General features: G+C 70.5%; 11 protein-coding genes and 1 pseudogene. 6 read left to right on the top strand and 6 right to left on the bottom strand.

The annotated features are described in order from the left end of the window. The first annotated feature begins 41 nt into the window (after positions 1-41). Positions 42-830: a metalloregulator ArsR/SmtB family transcription factor gene (locus AB0I54_RS11695; RefSeq protein WP_363296071.1), complete on the top strand. Its 789-nt coding sequence runs from the start codon at positions 42-44 to the stop codon at positions 828-830. Positions 831-872: 42 nt separating this feature from the next. After that, positions 873-1397 carry a hypothetical protein gene (locus tag AB0I54_RS11690; protein WP_363295761.1) on the top strand — a complete coding sequence of 175 codons (525 nt, stop codon included), beginning with the start codon at positions 873-875 and terminating at the stop codon, positions 1395-1397. A 34-nt stretch (positions 1398-1431) separates the two neighbouring features. Here the strand turns inward: AB0I54_RS11690 and AB0I54_RS11685 are convergent, their stop codons facing one another. The 3 genes and pseudogenes from AB0I54_RS11685 to AB0I54_RS11675 all read right to left on the bottom strand — a co-directional run bounded on the left by AB0I54_RS11685 (position 1432) and on the right by AB0I54_RS11675 (position 3407). Further along, the gene (locus tag AB0I54_RS11685) at positions 1432-1938 is read right to left on the bottom strand and encodes a helix-turn-helix domain-containing protein (RefSeq protein ID WP_363295760.1); all 507 of its coding nucleotides are present in this window, start codon (positions 1936-1938) and stop codon (positions 1432-1434) included. Next, positions 1935-3018: pseudogene (locus tag AB0I54_RS11680) on the bottom strand (LLM class flavin-dependent oxidoreductase). Before AB0I54_RS11680 ends, AB0I54_RS11685 begins: the two are co-directional and overlap by 4 nt. Beyond that, positions 3018-3407: an SRPBCC family protein gene (locus AB0I54_RS11675; protein WP_363295759.1), complete on the bottom strand. Its 390-nt coding sequence runs from the start codon at positions 3405-3407 to the stop codon at positions 3018-3020. Before AB0I54_RS11675 ends, AB0I54_RS11680 begins: the two are co-directional and overlap by 1 nt. A gap of 272 nt (positions 3408-3679) precedes the next feature. On the opposite strand from AB0I54_RS11675, the gene AB0I54_RS11670 reads away from it, so the two are divergent. Both AB0I54_RS11670 and AB0I54_RS11665 read left to right on the top strand, forming a co-directional pair. Continuing rightward, positions 3680-4636: a hypothetical protein gene (locus tag AB0I54_RS11670; protein WP_363295758.1), complete on the top strand. Its 957-nt coding sequence runs from the start codon at positions 3680-3682 to the stop codon at positions 4634-4636. Between the two features lie 159 nt (positions 4637-4795). Then, positions 4796-5095: a hypothetical protein gene (locus AB0I54_RS11665; protein WP_363295757.1), complete on the top strand. Its 300-nt coding sequence runs from the start codon at positions 4796-4798 to the stop codon at positions 5093-5095. 252 nt (positions 5096-5347) lie between these two features. Here the strand turns inward: AB0I54_RS11665 and AB0I54_RS11660 are convergent, their stop codons facing one another. Together AB0I54_RS11660 and AB0I54_RS11655 are read right to left on the bottom strand one after the other, a co-directional pair. Further along, complete coding sequence (locus tag AB0I54_RS11660) at positions 5348-6076, bottom strand: class I SAM-dependent methyltransferase (RefSeq protein WP_363295756.1); 729 nt, start codon at positions 6074-6076, stop codon at positions 5348-5350. A gap of 81 nt (positions 6077-6157) precedes the next feature. Then, positions 6158-6712, bottom strand: coding sequence for a DoxX family protein (locus AB0I54_RS11655; RefSeq protein WP_363295755.1), 555 nt, complete (start codon positions 6710-6712; stop codon positions 6158-6160). Positions 6713-6932: 220 nt separating this feature from the next. On the opposite strand from AB0I54_RS11655, the gene AB0I54_RS11650 reads away from it, so the two are divergent. Both AB0I54_RS11650 and AB0I54_RS11645 read left to right on the top strand, forming a co-directional pair. Beyond that, positions 6933-10157, top strand: a complete 3225-nt coding sequence (locus AB0I54_RS11650) for a tetratricopeptide repeat protein (protein ID WP_363295754.1) — start codon at positions 6933-6935, stop codon at positions 10155-10157. 69 nt (positions 10158-10226) lie between these two features. Beyond that, positions 10227-11645, top strand: a complete 1419-nt coding sequence (locus AB0I54_RS11645; protein ID WP_363295753.1) for an FAD-binding oxidoreductase — start codon at positions 10227-10229, stop codon at positions 11643-11645. Positions 11646-11673: 28 nt separating this feature from the next. Here AB0I54_RS11645 and AB0I54_RS11640 read toward each other — a convergent pair whose 3' ends face one another. Continuing rightward, positions 11674-12012, bottom strand: coding sequence for a hypothetical protein (locus AB0I54_RS11640; RefSeq protein WP_363295752.1), 339 nt, complete (start codon positions 12010-12012; stop codon positions 11674-11676). Positions 12013-12270 lie beyond the last annotated feature (258 nt).

Genomic DNA, 12270 nt, shown 5'->3' with positions numbered 1-12270 from the left:
GATACCTGCATAATGAGAAGGTGAGCGACGAAGCGACGGCGATGGACTCGGCCTTCAAGGCGCTGGCCGATCCCACCCGACGACTGCTGCTCGACCGTCTGCGTGAGCACAACGGCCAGACGCTGCGCGAGCTGTGCGAGCGCCTGGACATGGCGCGCCAGTCGGCGACACAGCATCTCGACATTCTTGAGCGGGCAAACCTCGTGACTGTCGTACGGCGCGGGCGGGAGCGGCTGCACTACCTGAACCCGACGCCCATCCACGAGATCGAGGAGCGCTGGATATCGGGGTTCGACAGGCCCCGCCTACAAGCGCTCAGTGCCATCAAGCACCAGGCAGAGGAGTACGCCATGACCAACGAACCCACATCGGTGCCGACGTATGTCTACGTCACCTACATCCGTGCCGCCGCGGAGCAGGTGTGGCAGGCCCTGACCGACGCGGACCTGACCGCGCGCTACTGGGGACACGCCAATGTGTCGGACTGGCAGCCGGGCTCACCCTGGGAGCACCGACGCGTGGACGGATCGGGCGCCGTCGACGTCGTCGGCCGGGTACTGCAGGCTGAGCCTCCGACGCGCCTGGTCATCACCTTCGAGGACTCCCCCGACGCCGAACAGCCGAGGGAACCGTCGGTCGTCACCTTCCTCGTCGAACCGCACCAGGACATCGTCCGCCTCACCGTGACCCACGAGAACCTCGCCAACTTGGACATGTACAAGGGCATTTCGCAGGGATGGCCGGCCGTGTTGGCGAACCTCAAGTCGCTGCTCGAAACCGGCGACGTCCTCCCGCAGGCGCCCTGGGAAATGCATCGCGCGCACATGTGAGACGGCAGTGGGACGCCAGACACAAGGAGTCATGAAGGAGTCATGATGGACACCAACCCCCTCCGGGACGCCTACCGCACGCTGCTGGACGCCGCCGCCACCGTGGCCGACTCCGGCGCCCCGAGCCCCGTTCCGCCGGTCGGCGAGTGGAACGCCGACCAGATTCTGGCGCACGTCTCCCTCATCAATGCCGCCACCATCGCCACCGTCTGCGTCGTGGCCTCGGGAGCGAACACGACGTACGACAACCGCATCGCGCTCGACCCCTGGACCATCGAACGCGTCATCGCGCGCGCCGGCGGCAACGCGGGGCTCCGGGACCGCATCCGCGCCCAAGGAGACGCCCTCTGCACACTCGGCGGACCGATGCTGAGCGAGGCCGAACTCGACACACTCGTACCCACATTGCTGCTGTCCGACGACACCCTCATGGTCGATCAGCCCATGCCACTGAGGGACCTCGTCACGGGCCTCGCGGAAGTGGAGCTGCCCGGCCACACCAAGCAGCTCCTGTCCCTTCTGCCGGACGGTGCCGGGGCCGGGGCCGGGAAGGCGGCCACGGCGTGACATCCCGGTCCGCCACCGGGACACGCACAGGTCGCTACGACCGGGCGAAACGGCGCTGGACGTCCGGCCGCGTCCGCAGCCGCTCCGGGTAACCGGGCCCCATCCGCGGGGAGGTGTCCTCGGAGCGCATCGGCTCACCGCACGCCGAGCAGACCGTCTCGGCGTGGGCGTCGTGGCCGCACACCTCATGATGGAGGGTGACGGGCACGCCCTCCTCCCCCGCGAGCCATCTGTCGCCCCACCGTGTCATCGCGGCCAGGACAGGGAAGAAGTCCCGCCCCTTCTCCGTCAGCACATACTCATGACGGGGCGGCTCGCTCTCGTAGGGCCGCTTCTCCAGCAGTCCCTCGTCGACCAGGCGCCGCAGCCGGTCCGCCAGGGTGTTGCGGGCGATGCCCAGCTCCTGCTGGAACTCGTCGAAGCGACGGATGCCGTAGAACGCCTCCCGCAGGACCAGGGCGGTCCAGGCGTCACCGATCACATCGACCGTGCGGGCGATGGAGCACGGCCAGTTCGCGAACGAGGGGCGCGCCGGACTCATGACTCTTCGCTCACTTCGCGGACCAGCTCGATCGCCCGTCCCAGAGTGTCGAGTTCGGCTTCCATGGTCTCCCCGGCCGGATAGAGGCGTACGGTGTCCACACCCGCGTCGCGCCACACACGCAACCGCTGCCGCACCATACCCTCGGTGCCGATGAGCGTGGTGGCCAGCACCATGTCGTCGGTGACCAGCACCATGTCGTCGGTGACCAGGCCGGCCGCGCCCTCCCGGTCGCCCGCCCGCCTGCCAGCGTTCGCGTACCTCCGCGGCCACCTCCGACCAGCCCTGGCGGCTGTAGGCCCGGTTGTAGTGGTTCGTCGACGCCGATCCCATTCCGCCGAGGCTGAAGGCCAGTTCCTTCTTGCGGCCGGCGACCATGGCGCCGAGCGCCTCCTCGTCCGGCGCGAAGGCGACCTCGGCGCCCTGGCACACGTCGAAGTCGGCACGGGTGCGGTTGCCGCGGCCCAAGCCCTCGTCCAGCGGGGCGAAGTAGGCGTCGCCGGCGCCTTCCGGTACGAAGCTGGTGCCGAGCCAGCCGTCCGCGACCGTGCCGGTGAGCCGGAGCATGGCGGGTGACAGCGCGGCCAGGTAGACGGGGACCGGGTGTTCGGCCCGCATGGACAGCCGCATCGGCTTGGCTTCCCCACCGGGCAACGGAATCCGGAACTCCTCGCCCGAGTAGGAGATCCTGTCGCCTGCCACCACCTGGCGGACAATCTCCACGGTCTCACGGACCCGCACCAGGGGGCGGGCGAACGGCACGCCGTGCAGGCCCTCCATCACCTGGGGACCGGAGGGGCCGAGGCCCAGCAGGAAGCGTCCACCCGAAAGATTGGAGAGGGTGATCGCCGCCTGTGCGAGCGCCACCGGGGTGCGTGTGCCGACCTGCATCACGGCGGAGCCGAGCAGCATCCGTCGGGTGCGGGCCGCGTAGAAACCGAGGGCCGAAGGTGCGTCCGAGCCCCATGCCTCGGCCACCCAGCACACGTCCATGCCCAGCTTCTCGGCCTCGACCACGAAGTCCGCCTGCCGGCTCCAGGAGTCGAAGCCCGACGCCTCGACCGTCGTCGCGGTCCTCATCACGCCTCCGCCAGCTTCTTGATGTGCTCCAGGGTCACGCCGATGTTCCGCTCGAACTCGCGCATACGGACGAACACGATCTTCTGCTCCTTGTCCGGCATCGCGTCGATCGCGAACGACAGGCCCGACCGCCCCGGGCCCATCTGCATCCACTGCGTCAGCGACGTCCCGCCGTTCTCCGGTTCGCGCCGGAATCGCCAGACCGCGCTGGGCTCGTCCGGATCCTGCACCGCCCAGGCGAACACCTTGGGGGGTTCGCACTCGATGACGGTGGAGGTGGTCTCCCACTCACCGAACGACTCATGCCTGTTGCGGCCCACGAACCGGCTGCCGACGGACGGACGGCCGACTCCGTCGACTCCGTCGAGTCCGCGCCTCCTCGCCCTCAAGGGGTTCCGAGGGGGATAGTTTCGTAATGAGACTTTCCTGCTCAATAGCTGGACTCGACTGTGCGTCGGCACCTTACACCCCATAAGCACCCACCCCGGGAAAAATCGTCCACCACAGATCGCCGACCGGAGCGGACAGATCAGCCGCAGGTTGATGCATGGCACGGACGCCCGTCTCGCCGTACGAGCAAGTAATAGGCGCTGACACGTGAAACGGATAACGATCTCGGTGCGCACCTTGCGGAACCGCTCCTCCCATCTAGCCTCCGTGCATGGCATTCCTCTCCAGTCGTCGCAGAAGGGCACGCCTCGCCCCCGAGCTCGATGACGCTGCCCTCAGCAAGCTGCTCAAGTCCCTCCAGGCGACGATGAGCACGGGCACGATCGCGACGACGGATCTCTGCACAGCCCAGATCTCCCGCCTCCTGGACGCAGACACGGAGGACTGGGACCGCCGCACGCACCAGATGTCCGTCCTGGCGTACCGCCTGTCGGAATCACATGTGCCCCGGGCCTGGGCCACGCGTGAGCCGCGCAATGTGAGCGCGCTGGTGCTGCACGCATGGGCGAAGCTCATACGCGGACGCTCGCAGGGGCACCTGGAGGACGCCGCCGCTGTCGCCGACTCCTGTCTGCGGGCCGCGGAACTCGCCCCGGCGGATCCCACCCCCTGGGTGGTGCTCCTGGGTCTGGCACGGCTGCAGCGCCTCAATCAGTCAGAGGTGTTCGGCCTGTGGAACGAGGTGCTGACGCGTGACCGCTGGAATCGCGAGGCGTACCTGAACATGCTGGCCTATCTGGGTCCGGAGGAGATGGGGTCGCGCATCCAGGTACTGGACTTCGTCGACGCCGTCCGCGCCCGCACCCCCGAGAACGCGCCCTGCGCCGCGACGGAACTCACCGCCCAGGTCATGCAGTACCAGTCCGTCCTCACCCTGGGCGGGGTGGAGGCGCTGATGGCGCGCAAGCACTGGGACCACCCACCGGCCGCCGAGGCCCTCGACCGTGCGGCCCGGACGTGGGCCCAGCCGGGGTTCTTCCAGCACGCCGGCGCCGTTGCCGACCTGAACCTGCTCGCGTACGCGCTGCTGGCCGCGGAGCGGCGCGTCCTGGCCCGTCCGGTCTTCGAGGCGATCAACGGCGCGGTCGCCGCCTGGCCCTGGCGCGTCGGCGGCGATCCCGTCTCCGAGTTCGAGAAGGCACGGAACAGGTCCATGGCCGGCATGTGACCGGGAGATGCCGGGGCATGCCGACCGCGAACTCACCGGCGCGCGTGCTGGGCGCACAGGGGTGAGTCGTGCCCGTGCCGTGCCTCTGCACGCTCTTCGCCACGGGTGTCCCCCGCGGGACGATTCCGGGGCCACCATGATGCGGACGAGGAGCGGAACATGGCCGTAGTGATGTCCATGAGCTGGGCCGGGGTGACCCCCGAGCAGTACGACACGGTGCGGGACGCGGTGGGCTGGGAGGAGACCACGCCGGCAGGCGCACAGGTACACGTGGCCTGGTTCGACGCACAGGGGCTCCACGTGGTCGATGTCTGGGAATCGGAGGAGGCCTTCCAGACCTTCTTCGCCGAACGGCTGGCCCCGGCAGTCGAGAAGGCCGGCATCACCGGCGAGCCCGAGAGCGAGTTCTGCCCGCTGCACCGGCGCTTCATCGCCCCCGGAGTCAGCGGCGCCGAGTGAATCGGCCACGGGGCGCTCCCTGTGGAGGAGGACCCGGGGCATATCGGCTCCGGGTCCTCCGGCTTCGGGTACTCCGGCTTCGGTGACCGAGATATGGCGACAGTGCGCCGACATCGCCGGCCCGGCGTGCGGAGTTGCGTGCCGCGCTGCCCCTCCGACGGGTCGTCGGACCGGCGGACGTCGCCGCTCTGGGCCTGCACCTCATGTGCAACGGCGTTCCCCTCGGCGCACGTGGCGACGGACGAGGTCCGGCTACGGCTTCTGCCACACGGAGACATGTGCACGGCTGTCCGCCGTGAACGGCGCGGCGTTCCAGTCGGCCCACCGCTCGGTCGGTTCGAGTCCCGCGAGTCGGGCCATCAGGTCCAGCTCGGAGGGCCATACGAACCGGTGGTGGGAGTGGAAGATCTCGGCCCGGCCTTCGGTGATGCGATAGTGGTGGGAGACCAGGCGCTGGTTCACCAAGTCGTAGGTGTCGAAGCCGACATGGTGCTCGCCGACGTGGAACGGCCGGGCGGTCTCCCCCGGCGGCAGCCGCTGCAGATCCGGCACGCCCAACTCGATCACGAAGCGGCCACCGGGGCGCAGATGGCTAGCGGCGTTGCGGAAACAGGCGACCTGTTCGTCCTGCGTGAGCAGATTCCCGATGGTGTTGTAGACCAGGTAGACGAGGCTGAACTCGCCCGGCACCCGCACGACGGCCATGTCCCCCAGCGTCACCGGGATGCCGTTCCCGCCGGGCTTGCGGCGCAACTCCCGCACCATGGGCTCGGACAGCTCGATCCCGGTGACGCTGACGCCCCGCTCCCGCAGCGGCAGTGCGACCCGGCCCGTCCCGATCGCGAACTCCAGCGCCGGACCGCCCTCGGCACGCCGGGCGAGGAATTCGACCGTCGGCTCCAGCACCTCCGGCGAGAACATGTACGCGGACGAATCGTCGTACGTCCGGGCCACTTGCTCGGTCCACACGTCCTGTTCCATGACGCAACACGCTGACACGCCGGCGGGTGCTCCGCCAACGAATTACGTCTCCACCCGCCCAAGTCGTCGGGCGCGCCGGCCTCACAGGCTCAACGTGACGGCAGCGCCAGCACCTCCCAGGCCGAGGGCGAACGCGGCCTCGCCCCAACCGCCCGTGCCCCACGGCAGGAACCGGTCGACGGCGAGTCGGCCCGGTCCGATGGCCGCGACGGCCAGGGCGACCACGGTGATGCCGACGTTGTACTCCACACCGCCGTCCGTATCCCACAGACCGTGGGCGCCGGTGACGGTCGCCATGGCGTTGATCATCACGCCGATCAGCGCCGCGGACGCCAGTGGAGTGAGCAGTCCGACGGCCAGGCCGAGGCCACCGAGGAGTTCGGACAGGCCGGCCATCAGGGCAAAGAGCTTTCCCGGGCGGTAGCCGAGGCCGGCGAACGACTGACCGACCGCCGTAAGACCATGTCCTCCGAAGATCCCGAACAGTTTCTGCGCGCCGTGCGCGGCCATCAGCAGTCCAAAGGTCAGTCTGATGAGCAAAAGGCCCCAGTCGGCAGCGGACGACGTCGGTGCGGTGGTGACGTCTCCGTCCTCCGTGGGGCTCGAAGAACGACGCAAGATGTGCTTCACATTCATGTCAGTGCTCCGGTAACAACGCCGGGAAGGGCGTCACCCCCAGCTCGGACGGACGCCGAGGCACCGGTCGGCGGCGAGCCCCGCGCAGCACCGCAGGGCGCGGACCACCCCTGCCGATCCTTCCGCAGCGGCCATGATCATGCATCTGGGCGGGTGCGGGGCCGTACCGTTCCCCGAGTCCCGGATCGGGTCCGGCGGTAGCCTGCTCGGGAGGGCAGCCATGGCCGAAGAGGTACGTATCCGGCTCCTCGGCGGCTTCGCTGTGGCGGTCGAGGGCCGCCCGGTCGCCGCCGGGGCGTGGCGGCTGCGCAAGGCCCGGAGCCTGCTGAAGCTGCTGTGTCTGTCACCGGGCCACCGGATGCACCGGGAGCGGCTCTACGACCTTCTGTGGCCGGATCTCGACGGGACGGCCGCGTCGAACAATCTGCACCAGGTGCTGTACGCCGTGCGGCGCGCACTGGCCTCCGCCGGGACGTCGGGAGACGTCGTCGTGCTGCACGACGACATGGTGCTGCTGGGCCCCGACGGCGGTGTGCGGACCGACCTCGACGAATTGGACGACGCGGCCCGGCGGGCCTCGTCCGGCGGCGCCGCCGCGGACTACCGTGCCGCGCTCGCCCTGGCCGAACCGGGGCTGCTGCCCGAGGACCGTTACGAGCCCTGGGCGGGCGAGGCGGCCGAGGCGCTGGAGGCGCGGCGTACGGCCCTCAGGCTGGGACTGGGCGAGGCGCTCGAGCGCGATCACCGCACGGCCGAGGCGATCGACGTGCTGCGGGCCCTGGTCGCCGAGGAGCCCCTGCACGAACCCGGCCACCGGGCGCTGATGCGGGTCCTGGCGGACGCCGGGCGCCGCCGGGAGGCGCTGGCCGACTACGAGTGCCTGCGGGACGCGCTCCGGCGTGACACGGGCACCGATCCCGACCCGCAGACGCGCAGCCTCTTCCGTGGGCTGCTGGCCGACTCCGTCGAGGCCCGGGAGCAACGGCCGGAACCCCCACAGCTCCATCTGCCGGCACCGGCGACGGCCCTCATCGGCCGGGAGCGCGAGATGGCCGAGGTGGAGCAGTTGCTCGCACGGAGCCGGCTGCTGACCCTCACCGGGGCCGGGGGCTGCGGCAAGACCCGGCTCGCGCTCGCCGTGGCGGCCCGAAGGGGCGCCGACTTCCGGGACGGGGCCTGGTTCGTCGACCTCGCCGGGCTGACGGAGACGCACCTCGTCCCCGAGGCGGTCGCCGCGGCCCTGGGCCTGCAGCTCCCGCCGTCCGGCGTGGGCCGCGACGCGCTGATCGCACAGCTGGCCAGCCGGGAGCTGCTGCTGGTGCTGGACAACTGCGAGCACCTGATCGACGCGTGCGCGGCCCTGGCCTCGGAGATCATGGCCCACTGCCCGGGGGTCCGCGTACTCGCGACCAGTCGCGAGCCGCTGCGCAGCTACGGCGAGCGCACCTTCAGGGTGCCCTCACTGGGTCTGCCGGACCCGCACCAGGTGCCGCCGGTGGCGGAGCTGGGCCGTTTCGCCTCGGTACGGCTGTTCGTGGAGCGGGCTGCCGACGCGGTCCCCGGATTCCGGCTGACCGAGCAGAACGCGGAGGCCGTCGCGCAGATCTGCTTCCGGCTTGACGGGATGCCCCTGGCCCTGGAGCTCGCGGCGGCTCGGGTGCATGTGCTGGCCCCACGCCAGATCGCGGCACGGCTCGACGACACCCTGGCCCTGCTCGGACGGGGCAGCCGGCGCGGCGCGACCCGGCAGGAGACACTGCTGGCCACCCTGGACTGGAGCCATCGGCTGCTCGACGACGAGGAACGGCGTCTGTTCCGCCGGCTGGCGGTCTTCGCGGGCGGGTTCTCCCTGGCCGCGGCGGAGGAGGTGGGCGCGGACGGTGCCGGCGACACGCCGGTGCTGGACCTGCTCGGCAGGCTGGCCGACAAATCCCTGGTGTGGGTGGAGCCCCGGCAGGACGAGGTCCGCTACCGGCTGCTGGAGACGATCCGGCAGTACGCCACGGAGCGCCTGCGCACCGCCGGGGAACTGATGACGACCGAGGCCCGCCACCGGCGCTTCTACCTGGCACTGGCCGAGGCGCAGGACCGGGAGCCGCCCACCGGGGTCACGGGGGCCACATCGCTGGAGCTGGAGGCCGACTACGACAATCTCCGCGCCGCCCTGCGCTCCTTCCTGCGTCACGAACCGGACAGTGCGCTGCGCATGGCCGTCGCGCTGCGCCTGTTCTGGCCCGAACGCGGGCGCCTCGCCGAGGGCCGCCGCTGGCTGGAGGACACCCTGGCCGCCGCACCGGAGCCCACCCCGCAGCGGGCCAGGGCCTTGATGGGGCGGGCCGTGCTGGCGATCCGTCTGGGCGACGCCTCCTGCTTGGAGGACAACGCCGAGCAGATCGTCGAGATCCACCAGCGGTGGCCCGACCCGGCGGCGCTCGCCCGCGCCCACTGCCAGCAGGCGATCCTGCTCTGGATGTGCGGCACGTGGGACCGCGCCCGCACCGCCCTCGACCGGGCCGGCACGCTCGCCCGCGAGGCGGACGCCCCCTCCGTCCTCGCCGTCGCCGCGCACCTCGAAAGCGTCTGGGCCGTCTGCCGTGGTGAGGGCACGGTGGCCCGCGAGGCCTGCGGGGAAGGCCTGCGACTGCTGGACGACGTCGAAGCAGGGACCGGTCGGTTCTTCCCGGTCATGACCCCCGGATACGCGGTCGCGGACGACGAGGCGGGACAGGTCACGGTGCTCTTCGAGGAAACGGTCCTGGCCGGTCGCGCGGTCGGCCCGTCCCGGGCACGCGGCTACCTCCTGGCGAATCTCGCCTGGGCGACCCGGCTGGAGGGCGACACCGGCGCGTCCGTCTCTGCGGCCGAGCGCAGTGTCGACTGCTTCCGTACGCTCGACGACCCGCACGGCGAATCCCTGGCCCTCAACGCTCTCGGCAACATCCACCGAAGCCGGGGCGACCACGACGCGGCGAGGAAGCACCTCGACGCGGCACTGGCGATCAGGCGCCGGCTCGGCGACCGCCGGGAGGAAGGCATCACCCTCGGCTGCCTCGGCCTGCTCCAGCTCGCCGACGGGGACACCGAAGGCGCGCAGGCGACCTTCGCCCGTGTCCTCGCGGGCTTCGAGGAGTCCGACGACATCCCCGGCACCACCAACACGCTGCTCCACCTCGCGCACGTGGCCCGGAACGCCGGTGACACGGCACGAGCCCGCGCCCTGCTGACCCGCGCCCAGAACCTGGAACACATCGCCGGTTCGACCTCCGCCACCGCCTGGGTCCACCTCATGCTGGCGCAACTCCTGCGGGTAACGGGCGACCGCGACGCCGCCGAGACGGCCGCCGCCCGCGCCGCCGGCCTGTTCAACCGCCTCGGCGACACCCGTGGCCCGGCCGTCCTGCGACGCACGCTGCCACCGGCGCCCACCGGGCAAAGCGGCTGCTGAGTGGATGCTAAGAGCCGCTGCCTACGGTCCTGAGCACCGGTTCAACCACTCAAGCTCAAGGAGCCGACCATGTCGATCGACACGGCAAAGGGCATCCTGGGGGACGCCACCGTCGCCGAACTGGAAGCATGCCTGCGCGGCAGCGTCGTACGCCCCGGCGACGACGACTACGACGAGGCCCGCGCCGTATGGAACGCGGCCCACGACAAGCACCCGGCACTGATCGTGCGCTGCGCGGGGACCGCGGACGTGATGCGCGCCGTCGAATTCGCCCGCAGCCAGGACCTGCTCGTCGCCGTGCGCGGCGGCTCCCACAGCATCGCTGGCTTCTCGACCTGCGAGGACGGCATCGTCATCGACGTATCACCCATGAAGGGCGCCGTCGTCGATCCCGTACGCCGCCGGGTGCTCGCCCAGGCCGGCCTGACCTGGGGTGACCTCGACCATGAAACGCAGGCCTTCGGCCTGGCCGTCACCGGCGGTCTGATCTCCACGACCGGTATCTCCGGCTTCACGCTCGGCGGCGGCGTGGGCTGGCTCCTGCGCCGCCACGGTCTGACCTCCGACAATCTGACGGCGGCCGAGGTCGTCACCGCGGACGGCCGCGTGGTGCACGCGGACGAGCGGGAGCACCCCGAGCTCTTCTGGGCCCTGCGGGGCGGCGGCGGCAACTTCGGCGTCGTGACCTCGCTCGAGTACCGACTGCACCCGGTCGGGCCCCAGGTCCTGGCAGGCCTGATCTTCTATCCCGTCGATCAGGCGCGGCAGGTCGTCACGGGCTGGCGCGAGCTGACCGCAAGCATGCCCGACGACCTGACGACGCTGATCAACCTGACCACCGCCCCGCCGCTGCCCTTCCTGCCCCCGGAGGTGCACGGCAGCCGCATCGTGGTGCTGGCCGGCATGTACGCGGGCGACCCCGCGGCCGGTGAGGCGGCCGTCGCTCCGCTGCGGACGCTGGGGACGCCCATCGCCGACGTCATGGGACCCATGCCGTACACGGCCATGCAGACACTGCTGGACCCGCTGTGGACGGCCGGTGCCCACAACTACTTCACGTCGGCGTTCATCGAGCCGACCGACACCGCGCTCGACGCCGTACTGCGGCACCATCTGACGTCGCCCACGCCCGGAGGCGAAGTGCATCTGCACCAACTGGGCGGTGCCTTCGCCCGGGTGCCCGCCGGGTCAACGGCGTTCAGCCAGCGGGACCCGAGCGTGCTGTGCAACGTGATCGCGCGATCCGTCGACGCGACGGACTTCGACTCGCATGTCACGTGGGCCCGCACCGCCCGCGAGGAGATCGCACGCCACGGACGCGGGACGATGTACGTCAACTTCACCGGCGACGGAGCCGAGGACAAGGTGCGCGCCTCGTATCCGGACGCGGTCCACGAACGGCTCGTACGGGTCAAGGACACCTACGACCCCACGAACCTGTTCCGACTGAACCAGAACATCCGCCCCTCGGGGGGCAGTCGGGGGTGAGCAGTCGGGGGGTGAATGTCACGCCCCGTCAGTGGTTCATCATCATCTTGGTGCAGGTGACCGTGGTCTTCCCGTTGGGAGTCTTGACGACCCACTTGCTCCCGCTGAGGCCGCCGAGGTCGAACCGCCCCGTCTTGCTCGTGGAGACGGTGCCCGAGGAGGATCCTGAGTAGGTCACCTTGGTGCCGCCGGGGAAGCCCATGCCCCAGACGTGATACTTGCCGTTCGACTCCTTTTCCACATGACATACCGCGCGGGACGTGGCGCCGGGCGCGACGCCGGTGGAGGCGTGGACGGCAGCGGCGGGGCCCACCGCGAGCGCGGGGGTGACGAGGAAGGCAAGTGCTGCGAGACGAGTCCGGTTCATGATTCAACCTGCTTTGGTTGCTGGCGATGCGACCGGTGGGACGTGACGGCTCCGTCACCCGCGGCAGCGGTCGCACAGAACACCGTGGCCGGAATCCTCGCTCCATCACGCCGTGCGCGTATCACCCCACATGGACGATGCATGCCGTTCGCTTCGCGGGGCATTTATGAGGTTCGATACGGCTCCCATCGTATCGTCCGGAATGTCGCGCAGCATCTCGCGGAACAGCGGGGGCCGGCCCTCAACTGCCCACAAGCG

Source organism: Streptomyces sp. NPDC050625, assembly GCF_040654755.1.
Lineage (GTDB): Bacteria > Actinomycetota > Actinomycetes > Streptomycetales > Streptomycetaceae > Streptomyces.
The sequence above is the reverse complement of the archived record's forward strand: the minus strand, read 5'-3'. Positions and strand labels throughout refer to the sequence as shown.